General features: G+C 39.7%; 19 protein-coding genes and 1 pseudogene. 8 read left to right on the forward strand and 12 right to left on the reverse strand.

Features of this window, described 5'->3' with window-relative positions; genetic code table 11:
- From V6C71_03290 to V6C71_03300, 3 genes are all read left to right on the forward strand, one after another.
- Positions 1-172, forward strand: a 172-nt coding sequence (locus V6C71_03290; GenBank protein ID HEY9767516.1) for a photosystem II protein D2, incomplete at its 5' end; no start/stop codon positions are given.
- The gene (gene psbC / locus V6C71_03295) at positions 156-1,538 is read left to right on the forward strand and encodes a photosystem II reaction center protein CP43 (GenBank protein ID HEY9767517.1); all 1,383 of its coding nucleotides are present in this window, start codon (positions 156-158) and stop codon (positions 1,536-1,538) included. The genes V6C71_03290 and psbC, both read left to right, overlap by 17 nt.
- 180 nt (positions 1,539-1,718) lie before the next feature.
- A complete protein-coding gene (locus V6C71_03300) occupies positions 1,719-2,384 on the forward strand; it encodes a HEAT repeat domain-containing protein (protein HEY9767518.1) in 666 nt (221 codons plus the stop codon).
- Positions 2,385-2,442: 58 nt separating this feature from the next.
- Here V6C71_03300 and V6C71_03305 read toward each other — a convergent pair.
- The 9 genes and pseudogenes from V6C71_03305 to V6C71_03345 form a co-directional block, all read right to left on the reverse strand.
- Positions 2,443-2,803: pseudogene (locus tag V6C71_03305) on the reverse strand (IS1 family transposase).
- A 291-nt stretch (positions 2,804-3,094) separates the two neighbouring features.
- Complete coding sequence (locus V6C71_03310; GenBank protein HEY9767519.1) at positions 3,095-5,005, reverse strand: transketolase C-terminal domain-containing protein; 1,911 nt, start codon at positions 5,003-5,005, stop codon at positions 3,095-3,097.
- Positions 5,006-5,330: 325 nt separating this feature from the next.
- On the reverse strand, positions 5,331-6,791 hold the full coding sequence (locus V6C71_03315; GenBank protein ID HEY9767520.1) for a hypothetical protein: 1,461 nt from the start codon (positions 6,789-6,791) through the stop codon (positions 5,331-5,333).
- Positions 6,792-6,986: 195 nt separating this feature from the next.
- Complete coding sequence (locus V6C71_03320; GenBank protein ID HEY9767521.1) at positions 6,987-8,513, reverse strand: hypothetical protein; 1,527 nt, start codon at positions 8,511-8,513, stop codon at positions 6,987-6,989.
- Between the two features lie 242 nt (positions 8,514-8,755).
- On the reverse strand, positions 8,756-10,306 hold the full coding sequence (locus V6C71_03325) for a hypothetical protein (protein ID HEY9767522.1): 1,551 nt from the start codon (positions 10,304-10,306) through the stop codon (positions 8,756-8,758).
- 16 nt (positions 10,307-10,322) lie between these two features.
- Positions 10,323-11,321, reverse strand: a complete 999-nt coding sequence (locus V6C71_03330) for a lysylphosphatidylglycerol synthase transmembrane domain-containing protein (GenBank protein HEY9767523.1) — start codon at positions 11,319-11,321, stop codon at positions 10,323-10,325.
- 150 nt (positions 11,322-11,471) lie between these two features.
- Entirely contained in the window at positions 11,472-12,401 is a 930-nt protein-coding gene (locus V6C71_03335; protein HEY9767524.1) for a sulfotransferase, read from the reverse strand.
- Positions 12,402-12,429: 28 nt separating this feature from the next.
- Positions 12,430-13,374, reverse strand: a complete 945-nt coding sequence (locus tag V6C71_03340) for a glycosyltransferase (protein ID HEY9767525.1) — start codon at positions 13,372-13,374, stop codon at positions 12,430-12,432.
- Positions 13,371-14,558: a glycosyltransferase family 2 protein gene (locus V6C71_03345; GenBank protein ID HEY9767526.1), complete on the reverse strand. Its 1,188-nt coding sequence runs from the start codon at positions 14,556-14,558 to the stop codon at positions 13,371-13,373. The genes V6C71_03340 and V6C71_03345 overlap by 4 nt, the downstream gene beginning before the upstream one ends.
- 702 nt (positions 14,559-15,260) lie before the next feature.
- On the opposite strand from V6C71_03345, the gene V6C71_03350 reads away from it, so the two are divergent.
- The 4 genes from V6C71_03350 (at position 15,261) to V6C71_03365 (ending at position 20,443) form a co-directional block, all read left to right on the forward strand.
- Positions 15,261-17,993 (forward strand): UPF0182 family protein, encoded by a 2,733-nt coding sequence (locus V6C71_03350; GenBank protein HEY9767527.1) that lies wholly within the window; start codon positions 15,261-15,263, stop codon positions 17,991-17,993.
- A 135-nt stretch (positions 17,994-18,128) separates the two neighbouring features.
- A complete protein-coding gene (locus V6C71_03355) occupies positions 18,129-18,668 on the forward strand; it encodes a GNAT family protein (GenBank protein HEY9767528.1) in 540 nt (179 codons plus the stop codon).
- A 220-nt stretch (positions 18,669-18,888) separates the two neighbouring features.
- Positions 18,889-19,740, forward strand: a complete 852-nt coding sequence (locus V6C71_03360) for a M48 family metallopeptidase (GenBank protein ID HEY9767529.1) — start codon at positions 18,889-18,891, stop codon at positions 19,738-19,740.
- Positions 19,741-19,783: 43 nt separating this feature from the next.
- Positions 19,784-20,443 carry a bifunctional 4-hydroxy-2-oxoglutarate aldolase/2-dehydro-3-deoxy-phosphogluconate aldolase gene (locus V6C71_03365; protein HEY9767530.1) on the forward strand — a complete coding sequence of 220 codons (660 nt, stop codon included), beginning with the start codon at positions 19,784-19,786 and terminating at the stop codon, positions 20,441-20,443.
- Between the two features lie 67 nt (positions 20,444-20,510).
- Here the strand turns inward: V6C71_03365 and V6C71_03370 are convergent, their stop codons facing one another.
- Both V6C71_03370 and V6C71_03375 read right to left on the reverse strand, forming a co-directional pair.
- Entirely contained in the window at positions 20,511-20,651 is a 141-nt protein-coding gene (locus V6C71_03370) for a photosystem II reaction center protein Ycf12 (GenBank protein ID HEY9767531.1), read from the reverse strand.
- 172 nt (positions 20,652-20,823) lie between these two features.
- A complete protein-coding gene (locus V6C71_03375) occupies positions 20,824-21,552 on the reverse strand; it encodes an ABC transporter ATP-binding protein (GenBank protein HEY9767532.1) in 729 nt (242 codons plus the stop codon).
- 356 nt (positions 21,553-21,908) lie between these two features.
- Between V6C71_03375 and V6C71_03380 the strand changes: the two genes are divergently transcribed.
- Positions 21,909-22,436, forward strand: coding sequence for a COP23 domain-containing protein (locus V6C71_03380; GenBank protein ID HEY9767533.1), 528 nt, complete (start codon positions 21,909-21,911; stop codon positions 22,434-22,436).
- 44 nt (positions 22,437-22,480) lie between these two features.
- Here the strand turns inward: V6C71_03380 and V6C71_03385 are convergent, their stop codons facing one another.
- Entirely contained in the window at positions 22,481-24,067 is a 1,587-nt protein-coding gene (locus V6C71_03385) for a serine/threonine-protein kinase (GenBank protein HEY9767534.1), read from the reverse strand.
- Positions 24,068-24,188 lie beyond the last annotated feature (121 nt).

The raw sequence follows: 24,188 nt of genomic DNA on the forward strand, positions 1-24,188 counted from the left end.
TGATTTTGTCTCACAAGAGTTGAGAGCAGCCGAAGACCCTGAGTTTGAAACTTTCTACACCAAAAACATCCTGCTCAACGAAGGTCTAAGAGCATGGATGGCAACTCAAGACCAACCACATCAAAACTTTGAATTCCCAGAGGAGGTTCTACCACGTGGTAACGCTCTCTAATCTTGGCGCAGGCGCAGGTCGTGATATTGAGTCTACAGGTTTTGCCTGGTGGGCTGGTAACGCTCGTTTAATTAATCTTTCAGGAAAGCTCTTGGGCGCACACGTTGCCCACTCTGGACTGATCGTATTCTGGGCTGGTGCAATGACTATCTATGAAGTCGCTCACTATGTCCCTGAAAAGCCCATGTACGAACAGGGCATGATCCTACTTCCTCACCTAGCAACATTAGGCTGGGGTGTAGGGCCAGGTGGTGAAGTAATTAATACTTATCCCTATTTCGTAGTTGGTGTTTTACACTTAATTTCTTCAGCTGTTCTTGGTTTAGGCGGTATCTACCACGCACTTCGTGGTCCAGAAACACTAGAAGGGTATTCCAATTTCTTTAGCCAAGACTGGAAAGACAAAAACCAAATGACTAACATCATTGGTTATCACCTAATCCTATTAGGACTTGGTGCTTTTCTATTAGTATTTAAAGCCATGTTCTTCGGTGGTGTATATGATACCTGGGCTCCAGGTGGTGGTGACGTTCGGATTGTGACTAACCCCACTCTTAATCCCGCCACAATCTTTGGCTATCTAACTGCCGCTCCTTTTGGTGGCGAAGGTTGGATTATCGGTGTTGACAACATGGAAGATATTATTGGTGGTCATATATGGGTCGGTTTGATCTGTATTGCTGGCGGTATCTTCCACATCTTAACCAAACCTTTTGGTTGGGCGCGTCGCGCTTTGATTTGGAATGGTGAAGCTTACCTTTCCTACAGTATCGGTGCTGTGTCTTTGATGTCCTTCATCGCTTCTTGCTATATCTGGTTCAATAACACTGCTTACCCCAGTGAATTTTACGGCCCTACTAACGCTGAAGCTTCCCAAGCACAAGCCTTTACTTTCTTAGCTCGTGACCAGCAAATGGGTGCGAACATCGGTTCATCTCAAGGTCCTACTGGTCTTGGTAAATACCTGATGCGCTCTCCTACAGGTGAAATTATCCTGGGTGGAGAAACCATGCGTTTTTGGGATTTTCGTGGTCCTTGGTTAGAGCCTATGCGTGGACCTAACGGTATTGACCTTGATAAAGTTAGAAATGACATCCAGCCTTGGCAACTACGTCGTGCTGCTGAGTACATGACTCATGCTCCTAATGCTTCGATCAACTCTGTTGGTGGTATTATCACTGAGTCCAACTCCTTTAACTTCGTTAACATTCGTCAATGGTTGGCTTCATTCCAGTTCATTGTTGCCTTCTTCTTCCTCATCGGTCACCTATGGCACGCTGGACGTGCTAGGGCTGCTGCTGGTGGGTTTGAAAAAGGTATTGATCGCGAAACCGAACCAACACTATCTATGCCTGATTTAGACTAAGTGACTATTGAAACTATTAGCTTAGTTACGGTTTAGTATATAAATAAGCCTCTGCTACTTGCTTGGCGGGGGCTTATTTATTAGACGTTGTTGATTTAAAGTTTAATATTTCGAGTAATGATGTTCGCAGCTAAAAGCTATTAGCTTTTAGCTTTTATAAGCAAATAACTTTTTATATAGATGCCAGATTTAGACAAGATTGCTGCTCAGTTGGAAAGTCCTGATTCTAAAGATCGTTTATTGGCTTTGACCTCTTTGAGGAAAGTTGCACCAGAGGATGCTGTTCCTTTGATTAAAAAAGTTTTAAATGACGAAATACTTCCTGTGCGTTCAATGGCGGTTTTTGCTTTAGGAGTGAAACCTACCGTAGAATGTTTTCCACTGTTGATCGATTTGTTAGCAAGTGACCCAGATTATGGAATTAGGGCGGATGCAGCGGGAGCGTTGGGCTATCTAAACGACATTCGTGCTTTTGAACATTTGGTTAGAGCTTTTTACGAAGATACAAACTGGCTGGTTAGATTTAGTGCTGCTGTATCTCTGGGTAACTTACAGGATATTAGAGCGAAAGAATTACTAATAGAAGCCCTCGATAGTGATGAGGTTATTCTACAGCAAGCGGCGATCGCAGCGCTAGGAGAAATTAAAGCCACCGAAGCAGTAGATAATATTCTTAATTTTGCCGCCTCAGAAGATTGGCTAATTCGTCAGAGAATTGCTGAGGCATTGGGTAATTTGGAGACCGAAAAAAGTATTTCAGCATTAAAGTTTTTAGCTAAAGATCTGCACCCTCAGGTAAAAGAAGCAGCGCAGATATCGCTAGAGCGTTTACAGCAAAATAAATAGTTTTTATTTTCTTAAGTTATTTAGAAAGAAAATGGGCGTTGCATCCGGACGGGATGATTCAAAGGGGGATGGTGTCACAATGAAGATAGTGAAGCAAAAGTTTGATTGACAGTTGGAACATCTCTTCGGATTTGGAATAGCATAAGCTTTTCCTCTTCAAACGAGCTAAGTAATGCCCAAGACGAGTATTTTCATCCCTCAACACGGGGCATGTAAGTTTTAAGAATTAGATGATCACAATCGTCGATAGAACAAGGATAAACTAGCCATCCATCAGTAACATAAAGAAAAGATTTCCCGCCTCTAATTGTTTGCCACAGAGCTTTGAAGGTTCTCGCTGTGCGATCTCCTAATCTCCAAGCTAAAATCCCTAGTGAAAAATGATTAACAACTGTCCATAACCATTTCTTATTTTTTTTACCTAGGAAAAAGTAATTTTTGGAATCTCTTGAATTTCAGGAGCATTGGGCAAGGCGAGCGTGACGCGGAGCTAGTCCTTTAGGGCACTCTTTACGCTGGTAGTGTTGTTTGACTCTACGATGACCGTTTTGGCGAATTTGATTAGACTGACAATTTGGACATTTTATTCCTCATTATTATCAGATCATCCCGCCTGGATGCAACACCAGCAAAATTAGTATTTAAGTAATAAAAAAGGTGGGCAATTTGCCCACCAAACAGATTAAGTTAGCTAACGGATCGCAGCTTTATTAGATCAATCCTTTAACATGGCTCATAATGCCTTCTGGATCTAATCCTTGATAGGGGAATTGTTCCCAAAGTCCACCACAGCCTTCTTCGTGTACACCAAGATAACCATATTTAGGAGTCAAGCCTCGCTCAAGTAACCAAGAACCAAAGCGACTACCCAAACCAGTACGACGATTGAAAGATTCAACTACCAATACGAAAGGTGCTTGCCCAATTTTGTCGAGCATGTCTTCGTCTACAACGTTGAGAGTAGATTTATTAATTAGACCAACATTAATGCCCTCCTGTCTAAGACGTTCTACCGCATCTAAAGAACGATAAAGAGCATCGCCAAAACTGACGATATAGCCTGCATCTCCTTCGCGAACTACTTCATCTTTGTCAGGCGTAAAAGTATAGTCACCACCAAATAACTCGTTGCCCGAATCATCTAGGATCATGGGAACTTTCGAGCGGGTAGAAAAGATAAAGCGCATTCCTGGATGATGAAATACCTTTTTCACACAGGCACTCATTTGGTTAGCATCAGCGGGGAAGTAGAGACGGGTTTCATAACCATCATCTAGTCCATTGTCGGCAAACATATTGTTGATTCCGAAATGACAGGTATTATCCGCCATATCGTCGATACCAGCGTGGGAGAAATGACACAGTAGATTAGACTTGTTGAGACGTGCCATTGTGATTTCCGAAATACACATCTCCAAGAAAGCACTAAAGGTAGCAAACACGCCCTGTTTTCCTTCCTCCATGCCAAAACCAGCAGCAGCGGAAAGGTTACCCCGTTCCATAATGCCAGAGGGAATAAAGACTTCAGGATAAGCATCGTGGATTTGTTTAAAACCGCAAGAACCTTCTAAGTCACTATCAATAAAAATAACTTTTGCTTTGCGTTCGGCATCACTCATTTCCCCAAGTACGGAAACTACAGCGTCACCAAAGACAGTGCGGTTAGAGCCAACCTTATCGGTGACACCCAAGAATTTATAGTCATTACTGGATTTTTTAATGTTTTTGAGAAAGTCGGCGGCTGCACCTTGTTGATGCTTTTCCAAATAGGCGATCGCTTTATCGACAGCAATCACATCGTGTCCATGAGTAGAACCTTCAATCCCATCGATACCAGGACACATGGGACGTTTGTTAACTAACGCAACGGGACCATTACCAGTTACCGCAGCGCACATACGGCTATATAGAGAATCAAGATCCTCGCCGTCTCCCGTGTTAACCTCTAAACCATGGCCAGTTAAAGTTTTAGCAACATCATAGCCAGGAAGATAATCAGAAGGATGTCCAGCGATCGTTACATCATTATCGTCGATAAATAGCTTCACGTTGAGGTTTTGCGCTACTGCTAAACGAGCCGCCTCAGCATCATTACCTTCTTGTTGCGCACCATCCGAACCTAAGCAAACTACTACCTTATCAGGATTAGCCAGTGCTATACCGTTGATGTAAGGCCAAATATGTCCTAAACGACCAGAACTAAACTTAATTCCAGGAGTTAAACCCAATTCAGGGTGTCCTGGTAGCCTAGAATTAGCACCACGATAGTTAACTAATTCTTCTTGAGGTAAGTCACCATTCAATGTCGCCATCAAATATTGAGTGGCGACGCGGTGTCCCGCTTCATCAAAAAAGATGGGTACAAATTTATCAGGCGCACCACGGAAAAAAGCATCCAGGATCATTACTTCAGGGACAGTATCAAAAGGTCCGCCAGTATGACCACCAACGCCTCTAGCACCACCAGTAGCGGTAAAGAAAACGATCGCCTCGCGGCAAAGTTGAATATTAGCTTTTAAAGTTTCTCTCTGTTCGTCTGTCAGAGTAGAATTGCTAGGGTCTAATGCCAAAGGCTTATAAGCACCTAAGTCGATGGGAAAACGAGTAGTTGTTGCTGTCATGATTTATCCTGTTGTGTGTGAGTAAAGCTGTAACTTAAAAGACGCTGTTGATTTGAAGTATGAATTTGCTAATGATAATATTTGTAGCTAATAGCTATTAGCTTTTTCTAGCCTAGTTCAGCGATGTTAATTGAGAAATTGTTATACCTAAATATTAGTATCTAGTTCTATCTTAGGAAATCTGATACTCCTATAGAGCGATAAACAAGTTCAAGTTTATCGGTTTGTGGTATTTAAGGGAAATTATTTTAAGCCCCTCCATTCATGGATGGGGTTTCTTCCCTGCCCCCTGCTTCTTGTTGACGATCTATTTAACTAACAACGTCTATAAGACTTTTTCCGATTTGGCACAAGGATCGCGGAAACCTGAGCGAACGCGGTAGGTATAATTTAATTCTTGATGAAACCAAGGAGTGTAAGCAAAGGCATAAGGATATGTATTGGGCAAACAAATCTTATCTCCTGGTTCTATTTTCGCGATAATTTCCCGACTGATATAGGTTTGTTTAAATCTTGCCAGAGTATTAAAATGAGGCGCAAGATAAATAAAATTGGTTTTGATACCTACAATAATTAGAGCAATTAAGGATATTAACCCGACTCGGCTAGGCTTGATTAACCGATTTTGGTGGTGAGTAACCAGATATAGGTTAAGAGAAATCAACACCATCATCCAGTACAGGAAATATCTCAGTTCATGGGATTGGGGAAAATTAGCAGCGATCGAAGACATGACTATAACTACTATTGCCGCAACTTTAGTATGGCGATCGCGATTTTTAGCAATTAAATAAATTAGCAACAGAACTTGAAACACCACATAAGCCCCAAAAAAACCACCCATGCGATTGCGGTCTGGATTTTTACTATACTGATCGTGATTCCAGTAGGCAGAATTGATCTCTAAAATAGAATAAAGCCACCGTTGGGCTGTTGGTGCATCCGCAAGATAGCCAGGAGCATCACTATACATTGGTAAAGCATGATTTAATACCTGTCCGGCAATTTCGATGCGGACGGGGTAAAAAGGATTACCGTGAATTGCAATATTTTTAATGGGAGTAGCAAAAATTACCAACGAAGCCAGTAAAGCAACGGGGATGGATTTTAGTAGCCAGGTAAATAGCTGCTGTCTATTAGTTGAACGCCAACGTAACCAAAGTATTCTTATGGCGATCGCAGCCAAAACGCTCAACACCAATGGCTCTAACTGAGGTTTACTATTTGATGAACCTATCCCAGCCAAAAATATTACCCATAAATCTCGCCGACTAGGATTGTCTCGCTGCTGATAAAGAACATAAGCCATCATAATCATCATGGCTAAGAAAACATTGGCGATTAAGTCCACATAACTATTAACCGCATGAGCCTGAATTAAAGGAACACCTAAAAGTGCGATCGCCGTTAAGTAATAAGCAACTTTAAAATAAGTCTTGAGAAAATAGGCATACAAAACTAAACTAAAAAATCCGACTAAGTTTGCTCCCTGAACTCTTTGGGTAATCAACCAGAAAAATCCTTGAAAAAACTCTCCTAATAAGGGGAATCCCGCAAATCTTGGCTCCATATTAATAAATTCTTCGGCTGGCACGATGTTCCAGATTCTAGCGGCAAAAGGAAGATGATAACCCCAGGTATCATAAGTAGGGTCAACATCAATAATGCCCAGGAGAAAAATTGAGATAGTTAGCAAAAGAGCGATCGCTTTGAGAACAGTTTGTAATCCTAGCCTTGGTTTTTGAGATGGGGAAGTATTTTTATTTTTGATAGTTGAATTTATCATAATTCTTGAGCATTGCAAGACATGACTGTAAAAGTAAACCCAGATGCAGCCCAATACTTCTAGTCATTTACTTTGTTATTGATTGGTTGAGTTTGAGGTAGCAAGTAGCAAGTAACTAACAATAGCTAAACCTCATTACTTATTATTTGCGTAGCTTCGCGTCCGCTGCTCCGCTTATCCGTGATAGACTCATTTTTAAGGTTTGATAAATTCTGCGGCATTAGGGGGAATCACCGTTAAATCTCCGCAATCTCTAGGGTCTACGGTAGCTTTGATACTGTAGTCATATTCAATTTCGGGATGAAAATAAGAACTGTAGTAAAAAGCATTGTGGATTTGAGCAAAAGGGACTGAATTGGGATTTGAGATTGCATGACGAGCGATCATACAGGTACGCTCATTAGGAATCATCTGATTTAAAAGCTCTGTTTTTACGGTGTTTTTAAGATAAGGTTGAAAGGAGTTGAATACAGGTTTAAGGTAATAGTCATTAATTCTGATACCCATGATCGTGCCAAAAAGCAGACAAACTAACCCCAAATATTGAGGCTGCAACCATCTTCTGGCTCGATTTTGCCACGAGGTAACGACACATAAGTTCAAAGATACCAAAGTAATCATCCAGAACATGAAATAGCGCAGTTCATGAGATTGAGGAAAATTGGCGGGAACAAATGACACTAGCAAGATAATAGCTAGGGCTGTAGTAGCATTACTTGACTTATCTTTAGCAAATGTTCGTTTTTGCAGTTGCTCTGTAATAGTTAAACCGATTAGTAACAGCAGATTGAACACCACATAAGCCCCAAAAAAACCTCCTGCACGATCTAAATGCCGAGGATTGCCCCCATTCCACTGATCTGCTGACCATTGAGGAGTATTTATTTCTAAAATCGATTGCAGCCATTTTTGGGGTCTATTGCCCTCACTGTAGGTTTTAGGAGTTAGTTGATGATTAAGAACTATTCCGGCAACTTCAATTTTGATTGGGTAAAAAGGGTTGCCATAGAAAGCCACATTTTTGATTGGTGTAGCAAAGATTAATCCTGATGCGATCGCCGCCAATGGTATAGTCAGCCATAGTTTACCCTGGCCAGCACTAGAATGTTTGAAGTATAGCCAAATCACTCTAATTCCTAATATCCAATAGAGTAAAAAGATCAGCGGTTGCAGTTGCGGTTTAGTATTTGCTGCGGTGGCTGCACCTAAAAAGACAATTAATAGTTCCCCCTTTCTCGGTAATTTGGACTGGCGAAAAAAGCTATAGGTCATCATCATTACTATTGCTACACCAATATTGCCTGGGAGATCGACAAAGCTAGTCGTAGCATGAGTTAAGACTGCGGGAATAGTAAAAATAGCAATTACTGATAGGTAAAGAGGAACTTTGAAATAGCTTCTCAGAAATAAAAAATAAATAATTAAACTTAAATATCCTACTAAGTTAGTCGCCTGGATTCGCCCTGTAATCTTCCATAACAACCCCTGGAAAAAATTTGCCAGCAGGGGGAAGCCATCAAAACGATGCTCGATTAAATTTTCTGAAATAAAAGATTTTTCTGGAACAATACCCCAAATTCTGGCAGCAAAAGGCAGATGATACCAACCCACATCATAGTTAGTGTCAACATCAATAATTGCCTTGAGAAAGATTGAGATGGTGATGATTATGGCAATTATACTCAGAATTATTTCTAATACTTGCCTATTCTTCTTTAGCACTGATTACTAATTACTAGTTACTAAATATTAAATTAAAGTATGTCAAACCAAGGTAAAAAATTGATTATTTCATCTTAGTTTGTAGCTTTGTAAGTTTGAATTCACTCTTGAGCGGTTAATATAGCAATTCTCATATTTATAAGTTATAAGGTACACTTCAATTAGGCATGAACCATTAGCTATTAGCAAAAAACCAGGGGGTCAGACTGTAGCTTATGTGAATGAGAACCGCTATAGCTTGCTTAAGAAGATTTATTCAAATAACCAGGAATAATCGTGCGATCGCCACACGCTTTTAAATCTAGTGCCGCTTGAACTGAATAATCGTAATCTAGTTCGGGATGAAAATACGAGCTATACAAAAAGACATATTTCAAAGGTGCTATGGGTGCAGTTTGAATATCTTCGCCGATGTGTTTACTAACTAAGCAGACTTGCGCATCTGGTTGAATTTGCTTGAGAAATCCTGGCTTCACGCCAAAAGTAACGTATTTATCTAAGGTTATTAAAGATGGTTTGGCAAAGAACGTACCTATTTTTACCAGAACAATAGTCAGAAATACGGCATAAACTAAACTCACATATTTGGGCTGCAACCATCGTCCTAAAAGCTGCTGGTTCTTGGGTAAAGAAACTAAATAAAGGTTGAGAGATACTAAACAGATCATCCAGTACATAAAGTATCTCAGTTCGTGGGATTGAGGAAAATTCAGAGGAACTAGAGTCATGGCGATCGCTGTTAGCACCGCAAACTTTGCTTCCCTGGGGCGATCGTTTTTAGGCAAGGATCTATTCTGAATTAACTCTCTAACCAAAAATCCCAAAAGCAGCAACAGATTAAACACCACATAAGCACCAAAGAAACCTCCGCGACGGCTGCGACTAGGGTAATTACTCCATTGATCGGGTGTCCAAGTTAATGGAGCATTTATTTCTAGTACGGATTTAAGCCAGCTTAGTTGTCTATTTCCTTCCTCAAATGCTTCTGGATTAAGTTTGTGGTTTAAGACAATTCCCCCTACCTCAATTTTAATTGGGTATAAAGGATTGCCATAGAGAACGGTATTTTTCACTGGGCTAGCGAAAATAATAATCGAGGCCAATAGAGCAATTGGCAGGATTTTGAACAGTTTAGTCAGTGATTTTTCTCGCCAATAGAGCCAGCCTAATCTGATGCCGACAACTATCAAAATTACGAATACTAAAGGCTGTAGTTGAGTTTTAGTATTAACGGCGATCGCTGCACCGAGAAAGGCAATCAACAGTTCTTGTATCCTGGGCAACTGCCTATTCTTATAGAAGCTATAGGTCATCATCACCAGTATCGATGTCCCGACGTTACCAAGTAGATCGACAAAGCTAGTACTAGCGTGAGTTAAAACTAGGGGAATCGAAAATAAAGCTATTACTGAGAGATATAGAGGTACTGCAAAATAATTTCTCAGAAAAAACCAGTAGCCAACTATGCTTAAAAAGCTGACTAAATTTGTCGATTGCATTCGCCCTGTAATGCGCCAAAAAAAACCTTGAAGAAAATGCGCCAGTAGAGGAAAGCCGTCAAAACGTGGCTCAAACCATTTTTCGTCTCCTGTAAACATCTCCTTGGGCAAAATTCCCCAAATTCTGCCAGCAAACGGTAGATGATACCAGCCAGGATCGTAGTTGTTGTCGATATCTAAGATTACTTTGAGAAATACTGAGACGGTTAGAGTTAGCGCAACTATAGATAATATTGTCTCTATTCCCAGTCGTCGCTGTTTTGATCGTTCCTGTTTCGTAGCAAAATCTAACATTGGGAATAAATATCAGTTAATTTTGTTTGGAGGTAAACAAAGCAAATCGTTCAACAAAAGAAATTACGGCAAACACCGCTAGAACAATTACTACTGCGACGATATAGAGAAACCGCTGCATCAGAGAATACTTAAGCGCACTGGCATCTGATACATCAAATAACCCTAATAAACCAATCCAGCTAAATTCCATCAGTCCTAAATTAGCAGGAGTAAAGCTTAACAACATTGCCAACTGCACGATAGGAGTTACAAAAACTACAGCCGACAGCTTAATTTTTAAGCCGCCTGCGATCGCAATGAAAATTCCGCGAATAATCCAGACTATATAACGGACTACCGAAATCCAATAGAGATAAAGGGTAAATTTTTTGCCCAGAATAGAATCATTACCTGTAGCTATTTCTGCTTGAGCTGCTTTATTTTTTCCTGCCTTTAATTGTTTAACCCAAGTCAAAACTTTAATCAACCAAGATATCAAACTGCGATGCCATTTGTCGATCACAAAGTGGGTCAAAATAATCGTCGCAATCCAAATAAAAACTGCTACTGATAAAGAAATATAGCTAAACACATATAAAATCGCAGCTGGAAATAATAATAAAGGGATTAAAAAGTTAAAAAATTGGTCATAAATAACTGAAAGAAAGCCTTTAGAAATAGAACTGATTTTATGTACTCGTAAAGCTAAATTTTGCACTATGACCATGCCTACATACTGAGGCATAAACTGCATGGTCAAAGAACCTAGAGTAGTATAAAAAAAATAAAATTTTACTGGCTGTTGGTTATCTGGAGTTAGCTTTTGAGTAACTAAACCCCATTTATAAGCCGTTAAAAAAGTATGGACAATTAGAGTTGTAATTGCCAATCCGGCATACAGCGGATTCAGGCTATAGAAGCTAGCTACAATTTGCTCAAGATCAACCTCAGTAAAGCGCAGGATTAACCAGACCAAGAAAAATCCTAAAGCCAGGGATAAAATACTAGATATAACGTTTTTTTTAGTTAACATTTAACATTGAGAATTAAGCATTTAACATTGAGCATTAAACTTGAAAAAAATTGTATTAGCTCTTGACTTTTGATGTTATACCCTTGTGGCTTGTCCCCGAATGGGGATACTCTTGACTCGAGCGCACCCATTAATTATCAATGCCAAATATCAATTCAACGTATCGTACCCCCATTTTGTCACTAAGTCTATGTCAAGCAATTCTGATATTTTAATAACCTCGGGCTTATATTGCTGCATCAGTTGCATTTTGATTTGTTCGGGCATTTTGGCTTTCGGGGCTTGATACCAAAGCAATTTTTCGACAATTTTATCCCGCACAAAATCATTAAATTCTTGAGAAACTAGGTTTTTAGAGATGCTTTTCACCATGGGATTATTAATTAAGTTATTAATCGCTTTAAACTTAACTTCTTTGTTAACATTTACCGCTTCGTATTCTGGCGTAAAGTTCGATACTCCTAAAAACTCTAGTATTTCTCGAAAGACACGTTCATTTTCGGACTGAAACTCTTCAAAGATTACAACTTTAATCTGATTATTACTAAAGCGATCGCGATACCGCTTTACCTGCTGATAATATTGCACCCGCTGAGAATAGTAAACATAGCTAGGGCTAGTTACCCTAGGACTCAGAAATTTTTCTTGGTGGCGTTCTTTTTCTAAGTCCAAAGCCGTTAAAAAATCTGGTTCGTTCTCTTCGGTAAATTTAACGTAGTGACTATGAAGCGAATAGAGAAACTTAGCCGGTTCACGCAAAATAATAATAATTTTGCCATCAGGATTGAAATTATGGATTTTTTCCGCTGTTACCTGAGAATAGAGATAATTAGTCGAGGATTCTCCTGCAATTTTGACATTTTTGGCTTTGCTAAAAAGCTGTAAATAAGCTGACTCATTTCTAAAGTCAAAAAAACGTTGTCTACCATAAGCGCGATCGCTCTCTAAATGAAAATCAGAACAAAAGAAGTGTGGCTCTTTGATGCTCGACATATATATTTCAGGATGTTGTCCCAAAAATTGGTGTAGAGCTGTTGTTCCAGATTTGGGCTGCCCGACAATAAATAAATTAGGCTTCATAAAGATTACAATTGATGAGTAATTAGACTTATGCCTGCGTCTGTAATTTTGCTTTTAAGCGAGCAGCTACGCGCTCTTGAATTCGAGAATCCTGCAAGTATCTACGCCAACCCATTGGTCCTAGCAGCATAAAGTTGGCAGCTAGCTTGAACAAGTTAGTCGATTCACCATGAACCATTGCTGCCAGGGTAGTATTAACTTCCGTCGAGAATAAAGCCACCTTAGTAACTTCTTTATTGGATTTTGGCGGCAGATGACGATTGACCACCGAGCGCATTTGCTGGCGAAATTCTTCCACACTAGAGCTTCGGCGGATAGTTTGCGAGTCTCCATGTACCCTAAATGCTGACAAAGGATTAGCAATATAGCAGGTATCACCCGCCGCAGCTAATTTAAGCCAGAAGTCCCAGTCGGCGGTATACCACAGTTCATTGTTTAATCCGCCCACCTCAAGAGCTAATTTTCGCTTAAACACAGGTGCGGGAATGGCAATAAAGTTTTGCACCAATAGTTTCTCCATCATCCCCTCGGCAGAAATTATTTTCTTTCTAGTTGGCAAAGGACATCCCCATAAACCCAGAGGTTTGCTTTGCTCATCAATAAATACGGAGTCGTGGAGATATAAAACAGCTTGGGGGTAAGCAGCGATCGCTTTTTTAAGTTTGTCTAACCGTCCTTCTAGCCACAGATCATCCTGATGTAGAAAACAGGTATAGATTCCACTAGCTTCTGAGAGGGCATGATTGGTATTAGCAACCCAGTTACCCTGTCTGGCTTTAGTAATTAATTTAATATTCAGCAGCTTTCGATATTTCTCGACAATTGTTAGAGTATTATCTGTTGAGCCGTCATCAATTACGACACATTCAATTTCTCGGTCTTGTTGCAGAGCGATCGAATCAAGGGCTGCTGCTAAATACTTGCTGCCGTTGTAAGTAGGAATAATAACTGATAACCAAGGCGGTTTAATCATCGTTTTAAGCCCAAAATACTCAAAAAGAAACTAGAGAAAATTGTTTGAATACCTAAAGCTAAACAAGTAACTCCAGGAATGACAATCGGCATTGTTTCCGTAGGATTAAGAGAACCAAAGTCATGTTGTCCCCAAATATCAAAGGCATAAACTGACGCTGCTAGACCCATAACCACTAGTATACTTCCAGCAATCAAGCCTGTTTCTAGATTGAGATAATCAAACAGTCGATTCAAGCGTCTGTCCTCTGGTAAAAATCCTTCGCTAATGCCAAATACCTTGGTAAACAGGGCGAACAGGACAATTTGGAAACCAATAGTCATCGCCGTAGAAGAGTAAAGTAAACTATGTACTTTAGGACTTGGTAATAAAGACAAAGTTGCTAACAAGCCAGCCAAAATTAAAAAGATACCAGGATAGAAAAACAGCCAGCGAGGACTATACATTAACAAGAAACGCAGGTGTCTCCAACCATCACGCCAGGTATTAAGATGAGGAGGGCGACTACGACCATCGGGAGAGAGAATTGTCGGTACTTCTGTAATTTGCATTTTATGGAGAGTGGCTTTGACGACCATCTCGCTGGCAAATTCCATTCCCGTAGTTTGCAAATCTAAATTAGAAATTGCATCTTTACGAAAACCTCTTAATCCACAGTGAAAATCATTACAAGGACTACCAAATAAAAGTTTGCCAATACCAGTTAGCACAGGATTGCCTAGATATCTGTGTAAAAAAGGCATTGCTCCAGATTCAATTCCGCCTTGGAAGCGATTTCCCATGACCAAATCGTAACCGTTACGTAGCTTTTTAATAAAAGGATTTAGGCTGCTAAAGTCGTAACTGTCATCAGCATCGCCCATGATGATATATTTGCCTCTAGCTGCTGCAATACCACCTTTGAGCGCACTACCATAACCTTTAGCAGGAATATCAATTACTCTGGCATTGAGCCTTCTAGCGATTTCTTGAGAACCGTCATTACTACCGTTGTCGGCAATAATTACTTCTCCAGCAAGATCGTTTTCAGCGATGAACCACTGAGCTTTTCTAATGCAGGTTTCTAATGTTTCCGCCTCATTTAAACAGGGCATGATAATCGAAACTTCGAGCGCATTTGTTTGCTCTACACGCTCTATGTGCCTGTTTACTGGTGTCTCTCTAGTTCTTATATTGCCCAACATAATTAATCCTCTTTTGGTAATTAGACAAAGGTCTTAGACCTGGTTTTTTGGTTTTTTGCTTGCAGATGTTTCTGGCTTTAAGGCGCTTGAATTAATAGCTAAACTAAAAAAAATAAAATATAAGATAACTAATAACTTACTTTAGGAAATCAAGCTTAATGCCCATTGCTTAAACTGTTACTCAGCAAGGTTTTAGCAAAATGCGCTTATTTTTTAGCAATTTAACTGTTTTTTACGGATAAATAAAAGCAATTAACATAATCGAGTTTTTTACATTTGTTTTTGGTTTAGCTGTGGCTAGAAATACAATTGACTAATATTTTGAGGATACTTTTTAATGGGCGTAATCTATGAAGCGAATCAATGAATGATTAAATTCAAGGTAATAATTAAGCTTCTATTAAAAAAGTAGCTAATTAGTGTAAAAGTCTGGTGAACGAAGCTGAACTACTGGGTCGACGATTTTCAGGATTCACCCTAGCTATAGAGAATATTTGACAATAAAAGCAGCTAAAGATTGGCAACAAGGCTATGATATTAAAGGATCGAGACTAACCTTTGCTATCAAAAGTGTTAGTAAGTATTCCTAATTGAAAGATAAACGGCAGTTTATTGAAGGGAAAACCGCTCTAAAATATTGTTAAAGATTACGATTACACAATCGGAACTACCCTGACAATTTCTTTCTGGCCTGTACTGGTGATGCAACCTAAGCAAAAAGCAATAATATCTCTCTTCATAGTAGTGATCGCAGGGTTGACATTGATTTCAGCAGTAGTTCATCTGTTAACCGAATCTTGGTGGTTTGAGGCAGTAGGCTTTGCTCCTGTTTTTTGGCAACGTATTAGTTGGCAGGTGGCTATTTGGCTGGTCACATTTGTCGTCTTTGTAGCTTTTTTGGGCTTTAATTATTGGCTGGCATTGCGTCTGACGGGCGATCGCGCTTTTCGGTTTCTCGAATCTAGCGAACTAGAGCCATACACTAAAAGATTTGCCAATTATATTGCTGCTGTTATAGTTTTCATAGTTTCTCTGAGCGTTGCTAATCTGAGTGCTGCATCCTGGGAATTATTGCCTCAATTTCTGAACGCGACTGAATTTAAACGCCTCGATCCGATCTATAAAAAAGATCTGAGCTTTTATCTATTTCGTCTACCCTTGCTAGATAATCTGGAAAACTGGTGGCTGACGCTGTTGATTGCAGGATTGGTTCTGGCTGTACTGGTTTACATTTTCAAAGGAATCATCCGCTTTGATTGGCGATGGAAAAATTTAGTGGTGGAACAACAATGGCAAAAACTAGTTACCAAGCCGATTAAAGTTCATTTGAGTTTATTGCTAGCTGCGATCGCTATAGATATTGCTGTCGATTTTTGGCTCGAACGCTACGAACTACTCTATTCTTCTAAAGGAGTAGTCTGGGGGGCAGACTATACCGATACTCATGCTCGTCTGTTTGCTTTTTGGGTCATGATTGTCGCTTCGGTGCTGTTAGGAATCTGGCTAATAACTGCTACCTGGTCAAATAGTCTACTGCGTCCCGTCTACGGTATTGGGGTATATGCTCTAATCTTAGTAGTAGTTAATGGTACTTATCCTGAGTTGCAGCAGCGTTTCGTGGTTGAACCCAATGAATTAGCCAAGGAGATCCCCTATATTAAGCATAATATTGAGTTTACACGACAAGCTTACGACCTGGCAAAGATCAATACTCAAGATTACCAACTTGCTCCATCAGGTAGCTCTAATGCCAATATTCTGTCAGAAAATCAAGGCACGATCGACAATATTCGTCTTTGGGACTACCGCCCTCTGTTAACTACTTATCGGCAGCTACAAGAAATCCGCTTTTACTATAGATTCAATGACGTTGATGTTGACCGATATACCTTTGACGGTAATTATCGTCAGGTAATGCTTTCCCCTAGAGAATTTAATTATAGTCAAGTACCATCTTCGGCTCGAACTTGGGTTAATCAAAGACTCAAATACACTCACGGCTATGGTCTGGTTATGAGTCCTGTCAACGAGGTAACTGAGGATGGTTTACCCGTGTTGTTTGTCAAAAATATTCCCCCTGTTTCGCAAACCGAATTAGAGATCGAAGAAGCAGGAATCTATTACGGTGAGTTAACCAATGACTACATCTATACGGGCATGGATACTTTTGAATTTGACTATCCCCGTGGTGATGAAAATGCTTTTGTTAAATACGATGGTTTGGGTGGTGTTCCTCTAGGTAACTGGTGGCGTAGATTAGTCTATGCCTATGAACAGGGTAGTCTCAAGATTTTAATTTCCAACTACTTTACCCCAAATTCGCGGATCCACTACTATCGGCAAATTACCGAACGAGTGCATCATGTTGCTCCTTTTCTCCAGTATGACAACGATCCTTACATGGTGGTTGTGGATGGCAGATTGAAGTGGATTATTGATACTTATACAACGAGCGATCGCTATCCCTATTCCGAAGCAGTGGCTCATGACCAAAAAACCGAATTAATTACTGATAAAAATATTAATTACGTCCGTAACCCTGTGAAAGTTGTCGTCGATGCAAAGGATGGCACGATGCAATTTTATCTAATAAATGAAGACGAACCCATCATAGCTACCTACCGTAAAATATTTCCTAATTTATTTAAAAGTAGAGACACCATTCCTCCAGAAATAGAGGCTCATTTTCGCTATCCTCAAGATTTATTTGAAATTCAAGCCAAAATGTACCTAAGCTATCATATGGAAGATCCCCAGGTATTTTATAACCGTGAAGATGACTGGCGATTTGCTACCGAACTTTATGCTGGTCAACAACAGCAGGTTGAACCTGATTATTTAATCATGAAATTACCAGGGGAAACAGAAGAGGAATTTGTCTTAATTTTGACCTTTACTCCCGTAAATCGAGACAATATGATTGCCTGGATGGCTGCTCGTTCTGATGGTGACAATTACGGTAAACTGCGACTATACGAATTTCCCAAACAAGAGCTTATCTATGGTCCGTTTCAAATCGAAGCGAGAATTGACCAAGCACCTGAAATTGCCGAACAAATAACCCTGTGGAGTCAAATAGGCTCGAGAGTAATTAGAGGAGACATTTTAGTTATTCCTATTGATGGGTCAATACTTTATGTCCAACCGCTTTATCTGCGCGCCGAAAAGGGGGAATTACCCGAACTGACTCGTATTATCGTGGCATATGATAAGGAAATTGTGATGACTCCTACTTTAGAGCAATCTTTAGCTGCGGTATTCGAGCAAATTCCCCCTGGATTGACTGACTCTAATATTCCAGCCACTACAAATAATCAATCTGAATCGGCTTTAGAAATTTATCAGCAAGCACAAGAAGCCTTGCAACAGGGCAACTGGGTTGAATACGGACGCTATCAGCAGCAATTACAAGATATTTTACGAGAATTGGATTAACAGCCAATAGTTTACTTAAAAATGCGATGCCTTCGGCTAGCCCTAAAGGATTAGAAGTTCGCGTCCTTCGCAATCGCGCTCAATATAAAAACCCACAACCAAGAAAAAAGATACAGCTCGATCTAAATAAAAAATATAAAGCTCAAGGTTCGTGACGATTTTTACTTAACCAGCGTTTATTCCAATGACAAAGATGGTTATTTAGAACATCTTAATGATCGAAGTATTTCCAATGCAATTCCATTACTACCTTACCCTTATACGGAATCTGCTGCTGATTGGTGGATAAAACGTCGACTCAGATTTTTGAGTGAGAATAAAAAGGAGATATCTTTCGCGCTTCGTAATCCTCAAGGTTATTTAATTGGTTCAGTTGGTGTAGATGATTTCAAAATAGGAACAACACATCGAGTCGAAGTTGGATACTGGCTAGCGAAAGCCTATCAAGATCAAGGATTAATCAATGATGCTTTAAGCGTTTTTATCCAGTACGCATTTAATAATCTTGAGGTAACTCGTCTTACCGCTCATACTCTCGATTTCAATGTAGCGTCGGCAAAGATTTTAGAAAAAAACCGATTTAAGTTAGAAGGATGTTTAAGACAACATACAAGAACTCGAAACGGTATATTTGATACTTTTGTTTGGGGATTACTTAAGAGTGAGCAAGCGTAGTTTAAAGCTATTGTAATAAAGTTTTGGCAAAGGCGATCGCAAAATTATCGCTCGAGTAAAAATAGAAACCGAACTCACCTTCATTTGATTGCAACAAGTATTGTGTGTGTAACTCAATCAAAGACAATATAGCGGTAACCAGCAACTTAATTGTCTAGTTTGTCGTCTGCTTATCTATCAAATCTCGATCGCACTCAAATAGATTGTTAGGCATTTAACTATGTTTCAGCGATTTTCTAGCTTTTCTTACCGTTACTACCGCCGTTTTTTGTACGGTTTAATTACTTTTATAGTCACTATTAGTATTAGTCTGGTCAATGTTCAACCCAGCTATGGCGTTCCCTGGCTTGAGTTAATGATTCGAGGCATTGAAATAGTTCAAATTTCCAATATTTCCAATGCTCAAGAGATGGAGTTAGGTAAAGCTATCAATCAGGAATTAATTAGTTCTGGTCGTGCCAGAATTTATCGCAATCAATCAATTAACAGCTATGTCGATCAGATCGGTCAGCGACTGGCAAAAACTAGCGAGCGTCCCAATATTCGTTATACTTTTCAAATAGTTGATGATGCCAGCATTAATGCTTTTGCTACGATGGGAGGATATGTCTACGTCAATAAAGGCTTAATTGCAGCAGCAGATAACGAAGCAGAATTAGCCAGTGTGATTGGACATGAGATTGGTCATATTGCGGGTCGTCACGGCGTTGAGCAAATGCGCGATCGCGCTCTTTCTCAAGGATTACTTTCCGCAGCTGGTTTAAACCGTAGCAACGCGGTTAAAATTGGTGTAGAGTTGGCTGTTAGCCGCCCTAACGGTCGCTCCGATGAGCTGGAAGCCGATCGCTTTGGACTAGAAAATATGACACGGGCAAATTATTCTCCTGCGGGAATTCTAGGCTTTATGCAGAAGTTACTCAGCAAAGGTGGCTCTGCGCCTAGTTTTCTAAGTACTCATCCCGCAACCTCAGATCGCATCAAAATCTTGCAGCAGCAAATTGACCCCCAAACTGCAAACGCTGGAAATGGTTTAGACAACCAAGCCTATAAAAGTCGCATTCGTTCTCTGTAAATATCCTATTGCCGACAAGTAATCTACGGTCGATTAATGCTAAATGCTAAATGCTCAATGCCCAATATCTAGGTGGTTGCAACTCTTGCGCCAGCATAAGGCGATCGCCGTAATTCGCTGTTGCGATCCTAATTTGGCTCACAAAATGGCTTTGGCTGTGGCAGAAGGAGGGATGAATCTAATTGAAATTACTTGGAATAATGATTGCCCTGGCGACTTAATTTCTCAATTAAGATCTCAATTACCCCAATGTACTATCGGTGCGGGAACTATTATTAACTTACACCAGCTACAGGAAGCAGTTATGGCAGGAGCGCAGTTTGCTTTTGCGCCTCATTTTGACCCTACACTATTAGAAGCTTCCTTATCTCACTACAAAATACCATTTGTGCCTGGAGTATTTTCGCCAACTGAAGTTGTTAATGCTTGGCAACAAGGAGCAAGAGTAGTTAAGATTTTTCCGATCGAATCTCTTGGAGGCGCAAAATACATCAAATGCCTACAAGGCCCTTTAAGTCATATTCCCCTAATTCCTACTGGCGGAATTACTTTAGACAATGCTCAGAGCATGATCGAAGCAGGAGCGATCGCCGTAGGCATCTCCAGTAATTTATTTCTCCAGGAGGCGATCGTTAATCAAGACTGGTCAAATATCACTACCAGAACCGAAATTTTGCTGAATAATTTGCAGGCGGCTCCATAAAAAATCTGCCCTTTTGATCGATACAAAAGAGCAGATATCGTACTAAAGACAAAATATAAAAGTTTTTTTAAAGATCGCCACCGCGTAAGGCAAGCAAAAATATTACGACAGGGCCAGAAATTACAATCAAGGCAAGGCTAATCAACTGGAAAATTAAAGTAAAGTTAATATTGCCAAAAGCACTAAAAAGGTTGGTTACAAAGTCCATGTTTTCTCCTAAAAGTTTACCAAAACCAAATGTATAAAATTACGGCTAAATCTCATATGCCATATTTATAATACCTGGTCAACATCTGTCAATTCTCAGTAACGATATAAAAATATATAAACTTTTATTGCGCTACATAGAATAATATTAAATTAATTTGAGCTTAAAGTGGTTATTCAGATTTAAAGGCTGCGCCTAGATATAGTTCACCTACTTTAGGATCGTTCAAGAGATCTGTTCCTTTGCCTTCAAAGCGATCGCGTCCATTTTCTAAAACATATCCTCGATCTGCCATAGCCAATGCTTTCTTAGCATTCTGCTCTACTAAGACAATTGCCGTTCCTGCCTGATTAATTGCTTTTACCTGTTCTAGAACAGAATTGACTAAAATTGGCGATAAAGCAGCTGAAGGTTCGTCTAACAACAACAGATCTGGTTCTAACATCAAAGCTTTACCCATAGCTAACATTTGTCTTTCTCCCCCTGATAAAGTTCCGGCTTTTTGGCGACGACGAGAACCTAATTTAGGAAACATGGTGTAAATCTTATCTTTGAGTAGCTTAAGCGAACCATTGTGAATAAAAGCTCCCATTTCCAAGTTTTCTTCCACAGAGAGAGAAGCAAAAACATTGGTAATTTGAGGAACATAACACATTCCTCTTTTGACAATTTTGTCTGATTTAAGTCCCGTGATATTTTTGTCTTTAAAAGTGATTTTTCCTTGCTCAGGAGTCAGTAAACCAAAGATTGCTTTAGCTAAAGTTGATTTTCCCGCACCGTTTGGCCCAATGACCGCTACTAATTCTCCAGGAGCTATCCGAAAATTGATTCCTTGTAAAATATTGAGATCTTTGACATATCCAGCATGAACATTCTTCACTTCTAAAAGATTTGTAGTCATAAATTTCTCAGGGCATAAAGACAATTAAATATAGCTATCTTCAAGATAATTTGTTCCATTACAGTAACAAATGTAAATCTTGTGTGAAGTTAATATTTTTACTGCTTAAAGATTTGCTGCGACGAAGTATTTTTTAAATTCTTTGAACGCGAAATTACATAACTTACAAGCTTTACTGGCAAACAATTATATAACTTAGGCAACGTTTTATTTCAATTAGACTGAATTTTTTAGTCAAAAAAATAATATTGCTTATGTTTTAAAATCTAGACATATATATGTATATATGTCTATGCAAAACATCCAGCGTACAGATAATAGCTAGTAAATTCTACTTTGATGAAGCTTATTTATTCATGAAAACAAAATGTCTATCAGCATTGTTGACCACAGCAGCAATGTTTCTGGCGACACCTGCAATAGCGGATTCGCCTGATGATCCTCAAGTCAACTTTTCTTGTCAAGTAACCAAAGGTGTCCCGACAACAATCGCCCAGTTTGTCGGAAGTGACGTTAAATTACCAATTTTTAATTGGAAACCCGAAGCAGTGGCGATGACTTCGTCTGATACTCCTCAGCAACTTTGCAACATGGTTGCCGAAAAACTAGAGAACTATTCTGCACAAGGTTACGACTTGTCTAGAATTAGTTTTGTTGGTACAAACCAAAATAATTTACCAGTCATTTGCGCTAACGTAGGAGGAACTAGCTGTAGCAAGGTTTTACTTACTTTACGTCCAGCAAAACAACCTGCTTTAGTAGCTAGTAATCTGGTTAATTCTATCCTCGATGAGAAATTGCAGCCCAAGAAATCTGAATATAGAAGTAGAGGAGTGCAGTCAATTTCTTATCAAGTTGATTTTTGGAGTTTGTTAGGATTATAGCCCAAATTTTGAGGTAGCTAGTTTGGCTAAAATTGATTCAACTTTCAACTGCGGGGATATAGATTAGCCTGAGTTGAATTTAATTTCTCTTCTACTTTTTTCAAGAGGGTGGATGTAGGGGTATAGTCGGGGTTTAACTTTATCGATTCTTCGCAGTGAGCTTTGGCATCTTGATACTGCTCTAACTCATACAAAGCCTGACAAAGCTGAGTCCAGGCTAAAAAGTAATCTGGTTTAGTTTCCAGCACTTGTCTTGACGCGTTGATCGCTTCTTGAGGACGACCTAATTTTAATAAGACTTGTCCTTTATTAAACCAACCACGATAAAAGTCAGCATCTATGGCGATCGCTCTATTATATTCTGCCAATGCCTTCTCATATTGCTTGAGCTCGAATCTGGCTAATCCTCTACAGTTCCAGGCTTCAGCAAAATCAGCAGCCACATCTGTAGCTTGAACGCAAGCAGAAAACTTTTCTAAATGATTGCCTAGCTTGCCTTGAGCAAAACCTTTGTTGGTCCAGGCTTGAGCAAAATCGTCGCGATTAGCTAATGCTCGATCAAAAGCCAATATTGCCTCTTCGTAGTCCCCTGCTTCAATTAAGGAATTACCTTCGTTGTAATATTTCAACGCCTGTACAGCCTGCCAAATTTTTGGGGCGAGAAATAATAATCCCAAACTTAAAGGCAACACAACAAATAGTAAAAGTCTTTTTGAACCAGATGTCTTAACTGGAGCAGGAGGCGGACTAATAGTTACAGGCTTTTGCCTGCTTGATGAAGGTACATTTAAGTCTTCTTTATTTGGGTTGCAAATATCCTCTAAAGCTTCGTTGGCATTTTTATAACGTTGAACAAAATCATTTCGCACCATCTTATCGAGAACATGAGCTAGTTCTCGACTACAGTCAGGAGCGCGATCGCGCCATTGGATTTCCCCCGTATCGCGATCGCGGGGCAGCAGATCGGGATGAACACCGGTAATAGCCTGAATCGCCGTTACTCCCAAGGCATAAATATCACTATTAAAACGAGGATCTCCTCTTTGCTGCTCACTAGCCATGTAGCCAGGAGTACCAATAGCAACAGTTAAAACGTTTCCCTGTCCTTCAGTTAAGGTCATATTAGTAATTTCTTTGACTGCGCCAAAATCAATCAAAAAAATCCTGCCGTCTGAAGCTCGGCGAATTAAGTTGGAGGGTTTAATATCACGATGAATTACGTTGTTCTGATGGACAAAAGAGAGAATTTTTAAAACATCAATTAAAAATCTTTTGACTTTAGCTTCTTGCCAACGCTCTCCAGGAACAATTTCTGTCTGACTAAGATCTTTTCCCTCAATATATTCTTGTACTAAATAAAACTCTTTACCCATCTCTAAATGGGCTAATAAACGAGGAATTTGCTGATGGTTATTTAGTTTGTAAAGCACTTTGGCTTCATTATCAAACAGCCTTCTCGCCGTCTCAAGCACAAAATCTTCGTTGGATTGAGGCTGTAGTTTTTTAACTACACAACGGGGGTGAGGATCTCCAGGAAGATGAGTATCCTCTGCCACATAAGTTTCACAAAAGCCTGTAGTTCTCAGACAATTGATAACTCGGTAGCGTCCTCCTATTAGCTCATCAGGCATAAGATTTGCGAATAAAATTAAGTTAACTGAGGGACAAAGTTAGAAATTATCCAGCATTTCAGCAATTAGTTAGGTAAGACGATTGACAACCGATCTACAAGATTAGAGCGGATTTGTCAGC

This window comes from Coleofasciculaceae cyanobacterium, assembly GCA_036703275.1.
GTDB lineage: Bacteria > Cyanobacteriota > Cyanobacteriia > Cyanobacteriales > Xenococcaceae > Waterburya.

Bases quoted from the DNA above. Each gene is read 5' to 3' on its own strand.
- V6C71_03330 (HEY9767523.1), bottom strand. From the start codon at position 11,321: ATGTTAACTAAAAAAAACGTTATATCTAGTATTTTATCCCTGGCTTTA.
- V6C71_03365 (HEY9767530.1), top strand. From the start codon at position 19,784: ATGCTAAATGCTCAATGCCCAATATCTAGGTGGTTGCAACTCTTGCGC.
- V6C71_03340 (HEY9767525.1), bottom strand. From the start codon at position 13,374: ATGATTAAACCGCCTTGGTTATCAGTTATTATTCCTACTTACAACGGC.
- V6C71_03325 (HEY9767522.1), bottom strand. From the start codon at position 10,306: ATGTTAGATTTTGCTACGAAACAGGAACGATCAAAACAGCGACGACTG.
- V6C71_03335 (HEY9767524.1), bottom strand. From the start codon at position 12,401: ATGAAGCCTAATTTATTTATTGTCGGGCAGCCCAAATCTGGAACAACA.
- V6C71_03380 (HEY9767533.1), top strand. From the start codon at position 21,909: ATGAAAACAAAATGTCTATCAGCATTGTTGACCACAGCAGCAATGTTT.
- V6C71_03360 (HEY9767529.1), top strand. From the start codon at position 18,889: ATGTTTCAGCGATTTTCTAGCTTTTCTTACCGTTACTACCGCCGTTTT.
- V6C71_03370 (HEY9767531.1), bottom strand. From the start codon at position 20,651: ATGGACTTTGTAACCAACCTTTTTAGTGCTTTTGGCAATATTAACTTT.
- V6C71_03385 (HEY9767534.1), bottom strand. From the start codon at position 24,067: ATGCCTGATGAGCTAATAGGAGGACGCTACCGAGTTATCAATTGTCTG.
- V6C71_03315 (HEY9767520.1), bottom strand. From the start codon at position 6,791: ATGATAAATTCAACTATCAAAAATAAAAATACTTCCCCATCTCAAAAA.
- V6C71_03375 (HEY9767532.1), bottom strand. From the start codon at position 21,552: ATGACTACAAATCTTTTAGAAGTGAAGAATGTTCATGCTGGATATGTC.
- V6C71_03350 (HEY9767527.1), top strand. From the start codon at position 15,261: ATGCAACCTAAGCAAAAAGCAATAATATCTCTCTTCATAGTAGTGATC.
- V6C71_03300 (HEY9767518.1), top strand. From the start codon at position 1,719: ATGCCAGATTTAGACAAGATTGCTGCTCAGTTGGAAAGTCCTGATTCT.
- V6C71_03310 (HEY9767519.1), bottom strand. From the start codon at position 5,005: ATGACAGCAACAACTACTCGTTTTCCCATCGACTTAGGTGCTTATAAG.
- V6C71_03345 (HEY9767526.1), bottom strand. From the start codon at position 14,558: ATGTTGGGCAATATAAGAACTAGAGAGACACCAGTAAACAGGCACATA.